Consider the following 18,846-nt stretch of genomic DNA (forward strand, 5'->3'; position numbering starts at 1 on the left):
ATTATTTAGGAGATTTTATCCCACTTGATCGTATTTTCTAAAATAAGAGCCAATATAATGCCCATAAGTAACCCATTACCCAGTAAAGAACTAAACATTGTTGGTAACGAATTTAGTACCGCAGCAGGGGCTGACATCAAAAAAATGCCAATAAAAATAGGTAATGCGAGGCGATAAATATTACGTGCATTCAGTTTCATATCCGCAAGAAATGAAAATGAAGAAAATAGCAGCGGCAAATAAGTCGCTAACATAACCGCGCTACCAATGGCTAACGGCAAAGAGCGGAAAAATTGAGTCAATACCGCAACGCCCCCCACGCATAAGAAAATAAGGCTACCAATCGTAAAAGAGATACGTGAACTGTCTTTTGTTTGAGTAATTAGACCAATTGATGAAACAAACGGTGAAAAAGGCACTACGCCTATCGGCGCTGCTAATATTGTTACAACTCCTGACATCATAAAACTACGCCGATATAAGGACTTAACGGGTAATGAATCGGGGTAAAATACATCCGTTCCTCGCATTGCTCCAAACGTATTTGATGTGTTTAATATCCCAGCCAAAATCGCTGTTATCACAATACTTATATTAATTTCATCGGAACGGCCTAATGGAAATAGCCCCCATTCTCCTGATGAAACAGATGATATCGTGCTGCCAAATAACCCACTATAAGCAACCCACCCTGTGATTGTTCCTATTAGTAATGCATATTTACTAATATTCACGGGTAAATACACAATAATTCCTATCACAAATACCAGTACTGTGAGCGCCAAAAAGAATACAGGATAATTAACTGTAATATTTTCACTGCCAACACCAAAGGGTAGCCCTAACATCCCTTTTAAAAAAATAGTGACCAGCTGCGCGCCAAGTAAAAACATAAAGACCACCAGCACGCCTGGCTTAAACAAACCCGCTAACCAACCACCAAGACCGCTTAGGCCAATAAGAATAGTAATAATCCCAGACAGAAAAATCCCCATGGCCAAACTCCATCCAATCGTCTCAAGAGGAGTTCCTTGCATAGATTCTGACAAAGTTACGGTTAAAATTGTTGCCCACCACAACCCTGTTGGCCCCTCCATCACAGAGCGTTTATGGCCTATAAATGCCTGCAACAAGCAAGCCAAAGCTGTTAATAAAAAAGCATACTGAGTAATAACAAACGTGGTTTGTGGTGACAAATGAAAAGCAGACTGTAACGTCGGGGGAATAACAACCGTATTACAAAAGATAAAAAAGAACCATTGAAAGCCAGAAATAATATTATTTTTTGTAATAGCAATATTCCGCATTTTCATTCCTTGCTTTATATTTATGTATACGCTTGCATATCTTTTTATTTGAATTTTTTATCGAACTACACAAGACAAATGTTATTTTGATTTCATCATGACAAAAAAGTCACTTATATGCTATTAAAAACACATGTGATTTTACATATATTAAATTTCACGCTACTTACTGATTTATTAACCTATTTTATTAATTTACAATTAGCTTCCCGTAAAAACAATATGGATACAAAATTAAAAAATTTATTATATTTGACATAAAAACAAGTAAAAACACTTAATTAGTAATTATCAAATAGATATTAAAATTATAATACAAATAATAAAAACAATAACCATCAGTTAATTATCTCTATAAAGTAACGAATTAAGATATTAAAAACCATTTAAAGTTACATTTACATATTAGAAAACATACATATAAAAATATGCAATATTATTTACATAATATTTTTATTAATTGGTGATTTATGTATTTATAATTAATTTAAGATAAGACGAAGAAAAATATTTTGTTAACAAAAACAAAAAACAATTACTCTTTAATATCAATATGTTAACAATGCAAAATAAGATAGGAATAAAGTCGCTCATTTTAATTCATTATGCGAATAATGCCACTATTAATTATCAATTTTATATTCCCACTAGCATTTCTTAGAAAAATTCAACAGGTCTGATATTCAGAATATCTTCAGTTGTGATACAAGAATAATACTGTGAAATGAAATTACAGTCACAGATATAACTAATGTAAAACGCATTTTATAAGATGCTGGGGAATTAAAAGAATGAATATTGTTGAGCGATTTATTTCTTACACCAAAATTAACACCACCACTGATAGGGAAAAGGGCGCGGCAGGGATTATGCCATCCTCAGAAGGGCAACGTGTCCTTGCTAAACAATTGGTTCAGGAGCTCGAGGCTCTGGGCGTTGAAGACATTAAACTGCGTGACACTGCCATTGTCACCGCAACGTTACCTTCCAACCTTGATTATGATGTCCCAACCGTCGCTTTCTTCGGCCACTTAGACACTAGTGCAGAACAAACTAATGATACTAAGGCGCAAATCTTGCCATACACCGGTGAAGATTTATGCATGAATAAAGAGCTTAATATTTATCTACGTAAGAGTGAATTCCCTGAATTGGTGAACTACATTGGTGATGACATTATTGTCACTGATGGAACCAGCCTATTAGGTGCTGACGATAAAGCGGCAATTGCCTCTATCATGGATATGCTGCAATACTTTAAGCAAAACCCAGAAATCAAGCACGGAACCATTAAAATTGGTTTTGTTCCGGACGAAGAACAAGGCCTCCGTGGCGCAAAAGTTTTTGATGTTAAAGAGTTTGGAGCAGATTTTGCTTACACCTTAGACTGCTGCGGTATTGGTGAACTTGTGTATGAAAACTGGAATGCGGGTGATGCCGAAATCATCTTTACGGGTAAATCAGCTCATCCAATGTCTGCGAAAGGCAAACTCGTTAATTCATTATTAATGGCGCAAAAATTTATTGCCATGTTACCCGGCGGTGAAGCCCCTGAATATACAGATGGTCGCGAAGGCTATTATTGGGTGAAACAAATGTCAGGTAATAGCGCTCGTACCGTGTTAAAAATGGACATTCGCGATTTTACCGAAGACGGCTATCGCAAACGTATGGCTTTCTTAAAACAATTAGCAGAAAGCTGTGAAAGTCTCTGGGGCAGCGAAAGTGTTGTTTGTAAGCTATCAGATCGCTATTCTAACGTTTACAACAGCCTACAAGGTGATAACCGTTACCCTATTGATATTGCTGTTGACGCCTACCAAGCTTGTGGTATTACACCAAAAGTCATTCCTATGCGTGGTGGCTATGATGGAGCCGCATTATCACAAAATGGATTACCTTGCCCTAACATCTTCACAGGTGCACATAACTTCCATTCAATCTATGAATATCTACCTGTTAAATCCCTACATGCCGCCAGCGATGTATTAAAACAAGTGGTACAAATCACCGCTGAACGCTTCAAACCAGGAGCTAAAGCATGATCCCAATTCTAACGGTTCTGATTATCGTTGTTTTGGTTGCGCGGTTTATTTTGAAGGGATACAAAGCTGAGCCGGTATTATTAATTGCTGGCTTAGTATTGATGATATTCACCCTAGCCCTTGGCTGGGGGCCTATCCTCCCTAAAAATGTCGCCACCACCGGTATCACTTGGCTCGATCCATTTGAAGTCATGCGAGATTTATTCAGTAGTCGTGCAGCAGATCTCGGTTTAATGATCATGGCATTGATGGGCTTTGCGCACTATATGGACCATATCGGTGCCAATGAAGCGGTAGTACGTGTTGCAACCAAGCCACTGAAAAATATGCGTTCACCTTATGTGCTACTATTTTTCTCTTTCTTGTTGGCGAGTATCTTGCAATTAGCCATTCCATCAGCAACAGGCTTAGCGGTATTGTTAATGGGTACCATGTTCCCCATTATGATAGGTTTGGGATTATCACCTGCTTCTGCGGCTGGGGTTATCGCTACATCCCTTGGTGTGGCCTATACTCCAACGGCAATTGATGCTATCCGTGGCGCAAAAGCTGTCGATATGTCTGTTGTTGAATATGTACTTTACTATCAAGGCCCTGCCGCGTTAGCCACTGTATTGGTGGTCGGTATTACCCATATTTTCTGGCAACGTCATTGTGACCGTAAGCAAGGTTTCGTACCTGAAATTGGTAAAGCAGTTCAGTCCCATGAAAAAGAAGAAACGACTAAGTCCGTTCCCGGATATTATGCACTTCTTCCTATGTTACCCATTATTATGGCAGTAGGAACATCCAATCTGTTCTTTTCCGGTATTCACTTAGATGTTGTGACTATCGTACTGATTGCGATGGCAATTTGTATGGTGATTGAAACACTTCGCGTACGTAATTTCAAAACGGTTTGTAATGGCTTCCAAACATTTTTAAATGGTATGGGTCATGCATTCAGTAATGTAGTTGGCTTATTGGTTGCTGCTGGTGTATTCGCTCATGGTATTAAAGTCAGTGGAGCAATTGACCAACTGATTTTAGGCGCTGAGTCCGTCGGCTTGCCACCATTTGCCATGGCGATTGTATTTGCATTAGTGACCCTTGCAGCAGCCATTATTATGGGTTCAGGTAATGCACCATTCCTTGCATTCGTTGAGTTAATTCCACAAATCGCGCATAGCATGGGCGCTAACCCAATCGCCATGATCCTACCAATGCAACAAGCTTCACACATGGGTCGAGGTATGTCACCCGTCGCGGGAGTTATTATTGCCGTATCGAGTGGGGCAAAACTGCAACCTTTTGATGTCGTGAAACGAACCGCTGTGCCATTGATGGTCGGGTTTGTCGCGCACTGTGCAATTATTGGTATTTTTTATTAATCACGAAACTTACCAGTAATAATTACAAAGCGGGAATCTTTTCCCGCTTTTATTTTCATAACACAATATTAATGTTTACACTGGCATGAATCATCATGTTTCGTATCTGAGTCTATTGGGCAACAAGAGTTGATAGTTTTATTGATGATATCGGACAATGTATTTACTGTATTGATAATTAATGGCAAGTTGTCACACACCGCATCACAATTTAATAAACCTTTATCTGGTTTTACTGGTGGTGTTAAGCTGTCACACAATATTTCCTGTAAAACCAAGGAAAAATTTGCAATCCCTGTGGTGTAAATGTACGCACGTCCGTCGGTTTCTTTGGCTAGTCGTTCATACTCCCTCGTCACGTTATCTCTATCAGCAAGAGTCGGAAAACGATCTAGATTTGTTGGGCTATCATCCGGTGTACCTTGGTAGGTATACACCTTAATTCCTCTTTCTTGAGCGACAGATATGGCTTCATTATTTTTTGCAATTGCAGCACGAGTAAGAATTCCGCCACCACCTTCCATCCCTTCATCACCCAGCACAAAAATAGCCCTACGCGCATCATCTCGCCAATCAAAGTGTTTACTAATATCAATAACAGCACGACATAAATCTTCTTTATTTCCAGCATGGTCTTGCCCATCAGATTCTTTAAATGGCAATCTAGCTTGCAGATCCCTTTCGTTCGCACCGATCTTAATTAAATATTCACTGGCAGATTGATCAAACTTAGTGTTTGCCCAAGTTCCTTCAATACCTAAAAATGTGGCACGAAGATGCGATGGACATTTTGCTGATGCCGCTTCAATCGTCGCATCAATCTGTTTACTTAAATCCCCTGCTTCATCAGCCATTGAACCACTGGTGTCGATAACAACAACTAAATCTAACGCAATTTGTCCGTTCCCAGTGACTATCTGAGATGTATTCATTACCCCTAATGAATTTGATAATAAACCATGATAAGCCGAAAGGCTGGCTTGATTTGTATCTACCTGTTCATTTGTCTTTTTTTTATCCATCGTATATTCCTTTTATTTATTCCTATTAAATAATTTGAAAGTGATTTTTGTATTATTATTTTTATTACCGTTTAATTTTTAACCCGGAAAATTATTATTACGTTTTTTCACTGGCCGATATATTTTAAAAATAGAAATACGTATTACATATTCAGATAAATTTAAGAAATAAAAGGATTTATTGATGAATTCAAATTAGAAAAATAAAAATCAATTTATCATTTTATTAGATATAAAAAAGCCAGTACCTTTCGGTACTGGCTTCTGTCAGGAATTTTGCAGTGAAATCAGAAATTAGTTCTGGTTGTCGCTGCTGAAACCTGCATTTAACAGCTCAGCTAAGTTCGCTGTTGCTTCATCTGCACTGACTTGTGGTGCATCCACAACATCGTTCAGATGGCGGCGGCGGATACGGTCTTGGTGATACGCAAAACCAGTACCTGCTGGGATCAGACGTCCAACAATTACGTTTTCTTTCAGACCGCGCAGTTCATCACGTTTACCTGCAACTGCTGCTTCAGTCAGTACGCGTGTCGTTTCTTGGAACGATGCTGCTGAGATAAAGGATTCTGTTGCCAGAGATGCCTTAGTAATACCCAACAGGTCACGAGCAAAGTTCGCTGGAATTTTGCCTTCTTGTTCCAGTTTACGGTTAGAAACTTTAACACGTGAGTACTCGACTTGTTCACCTTCGAGGAATTCAGAACTTCCTGCATCCGCGATAGTGACTTTACGCAGCATCTGACGAACGATAACTTCAATGTGTTTATCGTTAATCTTAACGCCTTGTAAGCGGTAAACTTCCTGAACCTCGTTAGTGATATAACGCGTAACAGCATGGACACCACGCAAACGCAGAATATCGTGTGGAGATTCTGGACCATCGGAAACCACGTCACCACGTTCAACGATCTCACCTTCGAACACGTTAAGCTGACGCCATTTAGGGATCATCTCTTCGTACGGATCGCTACCATCTAATGGTGTGATAACCAGACGACGCTTCCCTTTGGTTTCTTTACCAAACGAGATAATACCGCTGATTTCAGCCAAGATTGCAGGCTCTTTCGGACGACGTGCTTCGAACAAGTCAGCTACGCGTGGCAGACCACCCGTGATATCTTTAGTACCCACAGATTCTTGTGGAATACGCGCTAAGGTATCACCGACATTGATTGCGATGCCATCATCTAACTGAACAATTGCTTTACCCGGTAAGAAGTACTGAGCAGGCATGTCTGTGTTAGGTATAAGAACGTCGTTACCATTTGCGTCAATAACACGTAAAGCAGGACGTAGGTCTTTACCACCACTGGTACGTTCCGCAGTATCCAGAACAACGATTGAAGACAGACCGGTTAATTCATCAGTCTGACGCGTCATTGTTTGACCATCAAGCATGTCAGAGAAGCTAATAATACCCGATACTTCACTGACGACTGGCATGGTATGTGGATCCCAGTTCGCAACAGTTTCACCGCCCGTTACTGCATCGCCATCGCCTTTCGTCAAGTGCGCACCGTAAGGGACTTTATAGCTTTCTTTAGTACGACCGAATTCGTCAATCAGACGCAGCTCTGTATTACGTGAAGTAATAACCAGTTTACCTTCTGAGTTCGTAACGAATTTTGCGTTAACCAGTTTCAGAGTACCTGTGTTACGGACTTGAATGCTAGATTCTGCCGCTGCACGAGATGCCGCACCCCCGATGTGGAACGTACGCATCGTTAACTGTGTACCCGGCTCACCGATTGACTGTGCCGCGATAACCCCGATAGCTTCACCTTTGTTGATGATATGACCACGAGCAAGGTCACGACCATAACAGTGAGCACACACACCGAAGTCAGTTTCACAACTTACAACTGAACGAACTTTAACGCTGTCGACTGAGTTAGCTTCTAACAGGTCACACAGTTTTTCGTGCAGTAATGTATTACGTGGAACTAGAATGTCCGCAGTTCCTGGGATCAGGATATCTTCTGCAGTCACACGACCCAGTACACGCTCACGCAGTGGTTCTTTAACGTCGCCACCCTCGATAACCGGAGTCATCAGGATACCTTCGTGAGTTCCACAGTCGTCTTCAGTTACCACCAAGTCCTGTGCAACGTCAACTAAACGACGTGTCAGATAACCGGAGTTCGCTGTTTTCAATGCGGTATCGGCAAGACCTTTACGCGCACCGTGCGTAGAAATAAAGTACTGGAGAACGTTCAGACCTTCACGGAAGTTTGCCGTGATTGGTGTTTCGATGATTGAGCCATCTGGCTTAGCCATCAGACCACGCATACCGGCTAGCTGACGAATCTGAGCTGCAGAACCACGAGCACCGGAGTCGGCCATCATAAAGATACTGTTGAAAGAAACTTGTTGTTCTTCGACGCCATCACGGTTAATAACCGCTTCAGTCGATAAGTTTTCCATCATCGCTTTAGCAACACGTTCGTTTGCCGCTGCCCAGATATCGATAACTTTGTTGTAACGTTCGCCTGCTGTAACCAGACCAGACTGGAACTGTTCCTGAATTTCTGCAACTTCAGCTTCTGCTTCGGCGATAATTCCAGCTTTTTTCTCTGGAATAACCATATCATCGATACCAACTGATGCACCAGAACGTGCCGCATAGGCAAAACCGGTATACATGATTTGGTCAGCAAAAATAACAGTAGGCTTCAGGCCCAGAACACGGTAACAGGTGTTCAGCATTTTAGAGATCGCTTTTTTACCTAACGCTTGGTTAACCAATTCGTAAGGCAGACCTTTCGGTACGATCATCCATAAAATTGCACGACCAACAGTAGTGTCAACTAAGCCCGTGTTGATTGTGATGTTACCTTCCGAATCTTTTACTTCTTCAGTGATACGGACTTTAACGCGGGCATGCAGTGACGCATGACCTGAACGGTAAACACGCTCAGCTTCTTTAGGACCGGCTAATACCATGCCCTCGCCTTTCGCGTTTACGCAGTCACGTGTCATGTAGTAAAGACCCAATACAACGTCCTGTGAAGGAACGATGATAGGCTCACCACTTGCAGGTGACAGGATGTTGTTGGTTGACATCATCAACGCACGTGCTTCTAACTGAGCTTCCAGAGTCAGAGGAACGTGTACCGCCATTTGGTCTCCATCGAAGTCGGCGTTATATGCCGCACAAACGAGTGGGTGCAATTGGATAGCTTTACCTTCGATAAGAATAGGTTCGAAAGCTTGGATACCCAGACGGTGAAGTGTTGGTGCACGGTTCAGCATAACTGGGTGTTCACGGATAACTTCATCCAAGATATCCCAAACAACCGCTTCTTCGCGCTCAACCATTTTCTTCGCAGCTTTAATGGTTGTTGCCAGACCACGTAATTCTAATTTGCCATAGATAAATGGTTTGAATAACTCAAGAGCCATTTTCTTAGGCAGACCGCACTGATGCAGACGCAGGTATGGACCTACGGTGATAACAGAACGACCTGAGTAGTCAACACGCTTACCAAGTAAGTTCTGACGGAAACGACCTTGTTTACCTTTGATCATATCTGCCAAAGATTTCAGAGGACGTTTGTTAGAACCTGTGATTGCGCGACCACGACGACCGTTATCTAACAGGGCGTCAACCGCTTCTTGCAACATACGTTTTTCGTTACGTACGATGATGTCTGGCGCAGCCAGATCCAGGAGGCGTTTCAGACGGTTATTACGGTTGATTACGCGACGATACAGATCGTTTAGATCTGATGTTGCGAAACGACCACCATCGAGTGGAACTAATGGACGCAGATCCGGTGGTAATACAGGTAATACGTTTAAGATCATCCACTCTGGCTTGTTACCAGATTGGATAAATGCTTCTAGCAGTTTGATACGCTTAGTCAGCTTCTTACGCTTAGTTTCAGAGTTAGTTTCGTTTAACTCTTCGCGCAGCGTTTCACACTCGTTCTCAAGATCGAGGTTTTTCAGCAGGCCTTGGATTGCTTCCGCACCCATTTTCGCATCAAATTCGTCACCGAACTCTTCCAGCGCATCTAAGTATTGCTCTTCTGTCAGAATCTGTGCACGCTCAAGGCTAGTCATACCGCCTTCAACAACTACATATGATTCAAAGTACAGAACGCGTTCGATATCACGCAGTGGCATATCAAGCAGCAAGCCGATACGGGATGGCAGTGATTTTAAGAACCAAATGTGTGCAGTCGGAGATGCAAGTTCAATGTGACCCATGCGCTCACGACGGACTTTGGTCTGTGTAACTTCAACGCCACACTTCTCACAAATCACACCACGGTGTTTTAAACGTTTGTACTTACCGCACAGACATTCGTAGTCTTTTACTGGCCCGAAAATACGCGCACAGAAAAGACCGTCACGCTCAGGTTTGAACGTACGGTAGTTAATGGTTTCTGGCTTTTTAACTTCACCGAATGACCATGAACGGATCATATCAGGTGATGCCAGAGCAATCTTGATAGCATCAAACTCTTCGGTCTTGGTTTGCGCTTTCAGAAACTTTATTAAGTCTTTCACAAAATGCTCCTGTCGGAGTTAGACCTGTCAGGTGAGTGTTCAAAGACACTCTCCCCAAATCCCAGTGCTTACATGTGCCGGAAAGCAAGCTTTCCGGCATAAAACGAATTACTCGTCTTCCAGCTCGATGTTGATACCCAGTGAGCGAATTTCTTTCAGTAATACGTTGAAAGATTCCGGCATACCAGGTTCCATCTGATGGCTGCCATCGACGATGTTTTTATACATCTTCGTACGGCCGTTAACGTCATCCGATTTAACTGTAAGCATTTCTTGAAGAGTATAGGCTGCACCGTATGCTTCCAGTGCCCACACTTCCATCTCCCCGAAACGCTGACCACCGAACTGCGCTTTACCACCCAGCGGTTGCTGAGTAACCAAGCTATAAGAACCTGTTGAACGGGCGTGCATCTTATCGTCAACCAAGTGGTTCAGTTTCAGCATATACATGTAGCCAACAGTTACTTGGCGCTCAAAGCGCTCGCCAGTACGACCATCGAATAATGTAATCTGACCTGAAGTTGGCAGACCACCCAATTTCAGCAGTTCTTTGATTTCTTTCTCTTTCGCACCATCAAATACTGGTGTTGCAATTGGCATACCTTTTTTCAGGTTCTCAGCCAAACGCATAACTTCTTCGTCAGAGAAAGTGTTCAAGTCAACTTTCTGGCGTGGATCATCACCTAAATCGTATGCTTTTTGGATAAACTCACGCAGTTTGGCAACTTCTTCTTGCTGTTTAAGCATGGCATTGATTTTCTCACCAATACCTTTCGCTGCCATCCCTAAGTGAGTTTCCAAAATCTGACCGATGTTCATACGTGATGGTACGCCCAGCGGGTTCAGAACGATATCAACTGGGTTACCGTTTTCATCGTAAGGCATGTCTTCAACTGGGTTGATTTTTGAGATAACACCTTTGTTACCATGGCGACCCGCCATTTTATCACCCGGTTGGATCTGACGTTTAACAGCCAGATAAACCTTAACAATTTTCAGTACACCCGGTGCTAAGTCATCACCTTGAGTAATTTTACGACGTTTTGCATCGAGTTTTTTCTCGAACTCAGATTTCAGTTCGTCATACTGTTCAGCTAATTGCTCTAACTGGTTTTGCTTCTCTTCGTCAGCTAAAGATAACTCTAACCAACGGTCGCGAGGCAGTTTGTCCAGTTTTTCAGCTTCAATTCCGCCGTTAACCAGTACAGAACGGATACGTGCAAACAGACCTGCTTCGAAAATACGTAGCTCTTCTGTTAAGTCTTTCTTCGCATCACGTAACTGAGTTTCTTCGATCTCTAATGCACGTTTGTCTTTCTCTACGCCGTCACGGGTAAATACTTGTACGTCAATAACCGTACCAGATACTCCGTTAGGAACACGTAAAGAAGAGTCTTTAACGTCTGATGCTTTTTCACCGAAGATAGCACGTAACAGTTTCTCTTCTGGCGTCAGCTGAGTTTCACCTTTAGGTGTCACTTTACCAACCAGAATATCGCCGCCTTTCACTTCCGCACCAATATACACGATACCGGATTCATCAAGTTTAGACAGTGCAGCTTCACCGACGTTTGGAATATCTGCAGTGATTTCTTCAGGCCCTAATTTAGTGTCACGAGACACACAAGAGAGCTCTTGAATATGAATAGTTGTAAAACGGTCTTCTTGAACAACACGCTCAGAAACTAAGATGGAGTCTTCGAAGTTATAACCATTCCATGGCATGAATGCCACGCGCATGTTTTGACCAAGTGCTAATTCACCGAGGTCTGTTGAAGGACCATCCGCTAACACGTCACCACGTTCAACTGGCTCACCTAAAGATACACAAGGCATCTGGCTAATACAGGTGTTCTGGTTAGAACGGGTATATTTAGTCAGGTTATAAATATCGATTCCAGCTTCGCCTGGGTACATCTCATCTTCGTTAACTTTGATAACGATACGAGAAGCATCAACGTACTGAACCGAACCACCACGTCTTGCAACAGCAGTAACACCAGAGTCAACCGCTACTGCACGCTCCATACCTGTACCAACTAATGGTTTGTCAGCACGCAGAGTAGGAACCGCTTGACGTTGCATGTTTGCACCCATCAATGCACGGTTGGCGTCATCGTGTTCAAGGAATGGGATCAGGGACGCACCAACAGAAACAACCTGTTGAGTCGAAACGTCCATATATTCAACCTGTTCACGGCTGAATAAGCTTGATTCACCTTTGTTACGACACGTAATCAGTTCTTCAACAAAGCTACCATCATCACCTAAAACGGTGTTCGCCTGAGCAATGATGAAGTTACCTTCTTCAATTGCAGACAGATAATGGATTTCGTCTGTCACTAAGCCATCACGTACTAAACGGTATGGGGTTTCTAAGAAACCGTACTCATTGGTCTGTGCATAAACAGATAATGAGTTGATCAGACCGATGTTTGGACCTTCAGGCGTTTCGATTGGACAGACACGACCGTAGTGAGTTGGGTGAACGTCACGTACTTCGAAGCCCGCACGCTCACGAGTCAAACCACCTGGGCCTAACGCAGAGATACGACGTTTGTGCGTAATTTCAGACAACGGGTTGTTCTGGTCCATAAATTGAGACAGCTGGCTGGAACCAAAGAACTCTTTAACTGCGGCTGAAATTGGTTTCGCATTGATCATATCTTGTGGCATTAATGCATCAAGGTCGCCCAGAGAAAGACGCTCTTTCACTGCACGCTCAACACGAACCAGACCGACACGGAATTGGTTCTCTGCCATTTCACCAACAGAACGAATACGACGGTTACCTAGGTGGTCGATATCATCCACTTCGCCTTTACCGTTACGGATATCGATGAGTTTACGCATAACATCAATGATGTCTTCTTCACTCAGGATACCTGAACCTTCGATTTCTTCACGGTTCAGTGAACGGTTGAACTTCATGCGACCTACCGCAGACAAGTCGTAACGGTCTTCAGAGAAGAACAGGTTCTCGAACAGGTTTTCTGCAGCTTCACGGGTTGGTGGCTCACCAGGACGCATCATGCGGTAGATTTCTACCAATGCACTCAGACGGTCGTTAGTTGGGTCGACACGAACGGTTTCAGAAATGTAAGCACCGTGGTCTAAGTCATTGGTAAACAATGTTTCGATTGTTTTATGACCAGACTGGCTCAGACGTGCCAACATATCTAAAGAAAGTTCCATGTTCGCTGCACAAATCAGCTCACCGGTGCTTTCATCAATATAGTCTCTAGCAACAACTTTACCTGCGATATATTCAACAGGAACTTCGATGCTATTGACTTCTTCTTTCTCTAACTGACGAATGTGACGTGCAGTGATACGGCGGCCTTTTTCTACATAGACTTTACCGTTCGCTTCGATATCAAACGAAGCAGTTTCACCACGTAAACGCTCAGGAACCAGCGTCATCATCAGTTTATTATCACGGATTTGGAATACGGTTTTTTCGAAGAACAGATTTAAGATTTCTTCGGTGTTGTAATCCATTGCACGCAGAATAATGGTCGCAGGTAATTTACGGCGACGGTCAATACGTACAAACAGGTTATCTTTCGGGTCGAATTCGAAATCAAGCCATGAACCACGGTAAGGGATAATACGTGCGTTATATAGCACTTTACCTGAAGAGTGTGTTTTACCTTTATCGCTGTCAAAGAATACACCTGGACTACGGTGTAACTGAGAAACGATAACACGCTCAGTACCGTTGATAACGAAAGTTCCGTTTTCAGTCATGAGTGGAATTTCACCCATGTAAACTTCTTGTTCTTTGATGTCTTTAACAGTTCCTTCCGGTGCTTCACGCTCATAAACGATGAGACGTAATTTCACACGTAAAGGCGCAGAGTAAGTTACACCGCGAATTTGACATTCTTTAACATCAAAAACAGGCTCGCCTAAACGATAGCTGACATATTGTAATTCAGCATTACCGCTGTAGCTCTGAATTGGAAACACAGAACGGAAAGCTGCTTCCAGCCCATTCTGGCCATCTGGATCTTGCTCGATAAACTTCTGGAACGAGTCAAGTTGGATAGAAAGGAGATAAGGTATGTCCAAAACTTGTGGACGCTTACCAAAGTCCTTACGGATACGTTTTTTCTCGGTATAGGAGTAAACCATAGGTTTCCTCAGCTCGTTGATCAGTGACCCAAGTGGTTAGCTCTTAGTTTAAGAGACTGAACCGCAACGCGTTTTTATATAAGAAACGGAAAATGAATACTTTCCTTAATACTCATTGCTATTACTCTTAAATCATTTCATTGCGTTGCCATTGCTACCGAGCTACCCGAGCGGGTCGTAGCGAAGAACACAGTATATTAAGTCGTCAATAGAAAGAAGTATTGGAGGGTTGTTGTTAACATTAAAACTGCGTGAAAAGCTGTTAACACCCATCACGCCTTACAGCGCAAAAAGGCTGGTGATTAAAAAATCACCAGCCGTCAGCCTAATTAGATCAGGCTGCGTTCTTGAAGTTGAACTTATTTAAGTTCAACAGAAGCGCCTGCTTCTTCAAGAGATTTTTTCAGAGCTTCAGCTTCGTCTTTGCTTGCAGCTTCTTTAATAGTAGCTGGAGCAGATTCTACCATGTCTTTAGCTTCTTTCAGGCCAAGACCGGTTGCACCACGAACTGCTTTGATAACTGCAACTTTGTTACCGCCAACAGCTGACAGTACAACGTCGAATTCAGTTTTTTCTTCAGCAGCTTCAGCTGGGCCCGCAGCAACAGCAACAGCTGCAGCAGCAGAAACGCCGAATTTTTCTTCCATCATAGTAATCAGTTCAACAACGTCCATTACAGACATTTCTGCAACTGCATCAAGGATTTGGTCTTTAGTGATAGACATAACAAGTGTTCCTAAAATTCAGAAATAGTTTATACGTTAAAAAGCAACGAAGGAAAGGGCTTATGCAGCTTCTTTCTGATCGCGCAGAGCAGCCAGAGTACGAACCAATTTGCCTGCAGCGGCTTCTTTCATGGTTGACATCAGGCGTGCGATTGCTTCATCGTAAGTTGGGAGAGTTGCCAGACGATCGATATCTTTCGCTTGGATTAACTCACCTTCAAAGGCCGCAGCTTTAATCTCAAATGCTGGATTCGCTTTCGCGAACTCTTTGAACAGACGAGCGCCAGCGCCCGGGTGTTCGTTAGAGAAAGCAATTAAGGTTGGACCGACAAACACGTCTTTCAGTACGTCATAAGAAGTACCTTCAACAGCACGGCGGATCAGTGTGTTACGAACAACACGGATATAAACGCCAGCTTCGCGACCTGCTTTACGCAGTTCAGTCATTTTTGCTACAGTTACGCCGCGTGAATCAGCAACAACTGCAGAAAGCGCGCCTTTGGCTACTTCGCTGACTTCAGCAACAATCGCTTGTTTGTCTTGAAGATTTAGTGCCATTAGCTTCTTGCTCCTGGATTAACCGGGAAACCCCGGGACTCACATCACTCAAACACAACATTATGTAAGAGCGCTAAAACACGGTGAGCAGAATAGAAATCCAGAATTAAATTCTAGGTATCTCTGTCACCGTCTACGCAGGTAAATTAAGCAGCGGTTAGACTACACCTGCGGTCTTGGACGGGGTCTGGAAAGGCCAGACTCCATACCGAAATTTGTGGTTTGTTGAGTATATTGCTATACCCAACAAACTCAAGGCGTCAAATTTTATACAAATTTGACGCAAAGGTAAAGCCTAATTACCAATTAGCCGAAGCTATAGCAATTAAACTGTCGCTGACAGACCAGCTTGGTCAACAGCAACACCTGCACCCATAGTGGTAGACAGGCTAACTTTCTTGATGAAAACACCTTTAGCAGAAGCTGGTTTTGCTTTTTTCAGCGCGATCAGCAGTGCTTCTAAGTTTTCTTTCAGTTTGTTAGTGTCGAAATCAACTTTACCGATAGTGGTGTGGATGATTCCGTTTTTGTCATTACGGTAACGAACCTGACCTGCTTTAGCATTGTTAACTGCTTCAGCAACGTTTGGAGTTACAGTACCAACTTTCGGGTTTGGCATCAGACCACGTGGGCCCAGAACTTGACCTAATTGGCCAACAACGCGCATTGCATCTGGAGAAGCAATAACAACGTCAAAGTCCATTTCACCAGCTTTGATTTTATCAGCCAGATCTTCCATACCTACCAGTTCAGCGCCTGCAGCTTTAGCAGCTTCAGCGTTTGCGCCTTGTGCGAACACAGCAACGCGAACTGAACGGCCAGTACCGTGTGGCAGTACAGTTGCACCGCGAACGTTTTGGTCAGATTTACGAGCATCGATGCCCAGGTTGATAGCTACGTCAACGCTTTCTACGAATTTAGCAGTTGCTAATTCTTTCAGCAGTGCAACGGCTTCGTTGATGTCGTACTGTTTAGTTGCATCAACTTTTTCACGGATATTGCGCATGCGCTTAGTCAGTTTAGCCATTGTCTTAGTCCTCCACTACCAGGCCCATGGAACGAGCAGTACCTTCAATTGAACGCATCATTGCGTCAACATCAGCACCAGTCATGTCCGCAGCTTTAGTTTCAGCGATTTCGCGAATCTGAGCAGAGGTCACTTTACCAACTTTATCTTTGTTAGGCTTGCCTGAACCAGACTTAACGCCAGCTGCTTTTTTCAGCAGAACTGCTGCAGGTGGAGTTTTGGTAACGAAAGTGAAAGAACGGTCTGCGTAAACAGTAATAACAACAGGAATTGGTAAACCTTTTTCCAGGCTGTCTGTTTTTGCGTTGAACGCTTTACAGAATTCCATGATGTTAACACCTTGTTGACCCAGAGCTGGACCAACTGGTGGACTTGGGTTCGCCATACCAGCTGCAACTTGCAGCTTAACGTAGGCTTGAACTTTCTTAGCCATGATATTTCCTCTAGATGGGTGATAGCGCCTTACAATTTGCAAGGCTCCCCGTTACATTAAACATGTCCCGCACATTAATTTGCGCCGAACATAAAAACAAAAGGCGCGAAATTGTAGTCAAATTTCACGCCTTTTGCAAGTCAGTTTTGTCGCTTAGATTAGGCTTTTTCTACCTGACCAAAATCCAATTCGACTGGAGTTGCGCGACCGAAGATAGAAACAGAGACTTTTAAGCGGCTCTTTTCATAGTCAATTTCTTCAACAACACCGTTAAAGTCAGCAAATGGACCTTCGCTAACACGAACCATTTCACCTGGTTCAAACAGTGTTTTCGGACGTGGTTTATCACCAACTTGTTGTAAGCGGTTCATGATAGCGTCAACTTCTTTATCGCTAATTGGCGCTGGACGATCTGACGTTCCGCCAATGAACCCCATTACACGCGGTACACTACGCACTAAGTGCCAAGAGTCATCGTTCATGACCATTTGGACCAAGACATAGCCTGGGAAGAATTTACGTTCACTCTTACGGCGCTGACCGCTACGGATTTCAACAACTTCTTCTGTTGGAACCATAACTTCGCCAAAAGAATCTTCCATAGCATGTAATTTGATATGTTCACGTAAAGATTGTGCTACGCGACCTTCAAAACCAGAGAATGCCTGAATGACATACCAGCGCTTTTTAGGTGAATCGGACATTTAGAATAACCTCAGGCTTGTAATAAATGAAACTAAACGCACCAGGATACCATCTAGTCCCCACAGTATTAAAGACATTACAGCCGTTACTGCAGCAACAATTAAAGTAGTTTGCAATGTTTCCTGGCGAGTAGGCCAAATGACTTTTCTCATCTCGACGCGAGCTTCGCGTGCAAACGCCAGTGTTGCTTTACCTTTTGTAGTCCATAAAGCGACAGCACCTGCAATAGCGACAACAGCCACAACTGCAAATGCACGCAGCGCGAGATTATATTGACGGAAGTAATAATTGCCAACAATAGCAATTATTAATAAGGCACAGACAATGACCCACTTGAAGATGTCTGCACTGCGTCCACTTCCTTGAGCTTCGCTATTCGCACTCATAATTCAACCTGTTACCATGAAGTATGTACATAGCCTGCTTGCTTACAAAGGTAAAACAACCAAGCCAAACCAATAGAATATGCCAACATATCCCTCAATTACTACAAACTAAGCCTGCAAAATTTGATAGGGATATCAATAACATCACCTGCGATCTAAAAGTAATTAGCCTTGTTAATGGAGGTAATTAGCGTTATTCGTTCTGCAAACACAACAAGTTGCAGTAACATTTTATTTCGCAAGTACTACTTGTATGTCAGTACTATCACTTTACAAGTGCTACCCATTTCACAAGTGCTATTCCATTTTGCAGGAATTTCAGCATGCTCAGCAAATTTTTTAACTACACCAATAAGAAAATGACTTTCTTTTTGTGGCAGCGGTAAAATATACCATATCTTCCGAGCAAAACCTTAATAAATCTCATATAACTGCGCAAAGGAACCCGCACAGTTATCAATTCGTTGTTTCAGAGCCTATCTCACCAATAATTATACAAATGATTGATGAGATAGGTTCTTAATTTTGCAACGTCTGAATTTTGCAATGTATAAAAAGGACGTCTATTAGACGCCCTTTTTTACTAAGTGGTTCTTTCTTATTCAGAAAGAGC

At 42.8% G+C, this 18,846-nt stretch carries 12 protein-coding genes; 2 read left to right on the plus strand and 10 right to left on the minus strand.

The window, feature by feature from the left end:
• Positions 1-5 precede the first annotated feature (5 nt).
• Positions 6-1,307, minus strand: coding sequence for a uracil/xanthine transporter (locus PR683_RS19965; protein WP_004265869.1), 1,302 nt, complete (start codon positions 1,305-1,307; stop codon positions 6-8).
• A gap of 791 nt (positions 1,308-2,098) precedes the next feature.
• Between PR683_RS19965 and pepT the strand changes: the two genes are divergently transcribed.
• Together pepT and dcuC are read left to right on the plus strand one after the other, a co-directional pair.
• Positions 2,099-3,352: a peptidase T gene (pepT, locus tag PR683_RS19970; protein ID WP_109913194.1), complete on the plus strand. Its 1,254-nt coding sequence runs from the start codon at positions 2,099-2,101 to the stop codon at positions 3,350-3,352.
• Entirely contained in the window at positions 3,349-4,722 is a 1,374-nt protein-coding gene (gene dcuC / locus PR683_RS19975) for a C4-dicarboxylate transporter DcuC (protein ID WP_123381792.1), read from the plus strand. The genes pepT and dcuC overlap by 4 nt, the downstream gene beginning before the upstream one ends.
• Positions 4,723-4,790: 68 nt before the next feature.
• On the opposite strand, the gene PR683_RS19980 is transcribed toward dcuC, so the two are convergent.
• The 9 genes from PR683_RS19980 to secE all read right to left on the minus strand — a co-directional run bounded on the left by PR683_RS19980 (position 4,791) and on the right by secE (position 18,233).
• Positions 4,791-5,744 (minus strand): hypothetical protein, encoded by a 954-nt coding sequence (locus tag PR683_RS19980; RefSeq protein WP_109913196.1) that lies wholly within the window; start codon positions 5,742-5,744, stop codon positions 4,791-4,793.
• 294 nt (positions 5,745-6,038) lie between these two features.
• The gene (gene rpoC / locus PR683_RS19985; RefSeq protein ID WP_109913197.1) at positions 6,039-10,262 is read right to left on the minus strand and encodes a DNA-directed RNA polymerase subunit beta'; all 4,224 of its coding nucleotides are present in this window, start codon (positions 10,260-10,262) and stop codon (positions 6,039-6,041) included.
• A gap of 108 nt (positions 10,263-10,370) precedes the next feature.
• Entirely contained in the window at positions 10,371-14,399 is a 4,029-nt protein-coding gene (gene rpoB / locus PR683_RS19990; protein WP_004265877.1) for a DNA-directed RNA polymerase subunit beta, read from the minus strand.
• Between the two features lie 359 nt (positions 14,400-14,758).
• On the minus strand, positions 14,759-15,124 hold the full coding sequence (gene rplL, locus PR683_RS19995) for a 50S ribosomal protein L7/L12 (RefSeq protein WP_004265879.1): 366 nt from the start codon (positions 15,122-15,124) through the stop codon (positions 14,759-14,761).
• 60 nt (positions 15,125-15,184) lie between these two features.
• Positions 15,185-15,682, minus strand: a complete 498-nt coding sequence (rplJ, locus tag PR683_RS20000) for a 50S ribosomal protein L10 (RefSeq protein WP_004264381.1) — start codon at positions 15,680-15,682, stop codon at positions 15,185-15,187.
• A gap of 325 nt (positions 15,683-16,007) precedes the next feature.
• Positions 16,008-16,709, minus strand: a complete 702-nt coding sequence (gene rplA, locus PR683_RS20005; RefSeq protein WP_004265881.1) for a 50S ribosomal protein L1 — start codon at positions 16,707-16,709, stop codon at positions 16,008-16,010.
• A gap of 4 nt (positions 16,710-16,713) precedes the next feature.
• The gene (rplK, locus tag PR683_RS20010; RefSeq protein ID WP_004264379.1) at positions 16,714-17,142 is read right to left on the minus strand and encodes a 50S ribosomal protein L11; all 429 of its coding nucleotides are present in this window, start codon (positions 17,140-17,142) and stop codon (positions 16,714-16,716) included.
• A 158-nt stretch (positions 17,143-17,300) separates the two neighbouring features.
• Entirely contained in the window at positions 17,301-17,846 is a 546-nt protein-coding gene (gene nusG, locus PR683_RS20015; RefSeq protein WP_004264378.1) for a transcription termination/antitermination protein NusG, read from the minus strand.
• Positions 17,847-18,233, minus strand: coding sequence for a preprotein translocase subunit SecE (gene secE / locus PR683_RS20020; protein WP_004265885.1), 387 nt, complete (start codon positions 18,231-18,233; stop codon positions 17,847-17,849).
• Positions 18,234-18,846: the final 613 nt, after the last annotated feature.

Origin of the sequence: Providencia sp. PROV269 (assembly GCF_028477785.1) — a bacterium.
Classification (GTDB): Bacteria; Pseudomonadota; Gammaproteobacteria; order Enterobacterales; family Enterobacteriaceae; genus Providencia; species Providencia rettgeri.

What these genes read in the sequence shown, in the direction of transcription:
- rplK (WP_004264379.1), bottom strand. Translation starts at nt 17,142, where the DNA reads ATGGCTAAGAAAGTTCAAGCCTACGTTAAGCTGCAAGTTGCAGCTGGT.
- dcuC (WP_123381792.1), top strand. Translation starts at nt 3,349, where the DNA reads ATGATCCCAATTCTAACGGTTCTGATTATCGTTGTTTTGGTTGCGCGG.
- rplA (WP_004265881.1), bottom strand. Translation starts at nt 16,709, where the DNA reads ATGGCTAAACTGACTAAGCGCATGCGCAATATCCGTGAAAAAGTTGAT.
- secE (WP_004265885.1), bottom strand. Translation starts at nt 18,233, where the DNA reads ATGAGTGCGAATAGCGAAGCTCAAGGAAGTGGACGCAGTGCAGACATC.
- rplJ (WP_004264381.1), bottom strand. Translation starts at nt 15,682, where the DNA reads ATGGCACTAAATCTTCAAGACAAACAAGCGATTGTTGCTGAAGTCAGC.
- rpoB (WP_004265877.1), bottom strand. Translation starts at nt 14,399, where the DNA reads ATGGTTTACTCCTATACCGAGAAAAAACGTATCCGTAAGGACTTTGGT.
- PR683_RS19980 (WP_109913196.1), bottom strand. Translation starts at nt 5,744, where the DNA reads ATGGATAAAAAAAAGACAAATGAACAGGTAGATACAAATCAAGCCAGC.
- nusG (WP_004264378.1), bottom strand. Translation starts at nt 17,846, where the DNA reads ATGTCCGATTCACCTAAAAAGCGCTGGTATGTCATTCAGGCATTCTCT.
- PR683_RS19965 (WP_004265869.1), bottom strand. Translation starts at nt 1,307, where the DNA reads ATGCGGAATATTGCTATTACAAAAAATAATATTATTTCTGGCTTTCAA.
- pepT (WP_109913194.1), top strand. Translation starts at nt 2,099, where the DNA reads ATGAATATTGTTGAGCGATTTATTTCTTACACCAAAATTAACACCACC.
- rplL (WP_004265879.1), bottom strand. Translation starts at nt 15,124, where the DNA reads ATGTCTATCACTAAAGACCAAATCCTTGATGCAGTTGCAGAAATGTCT.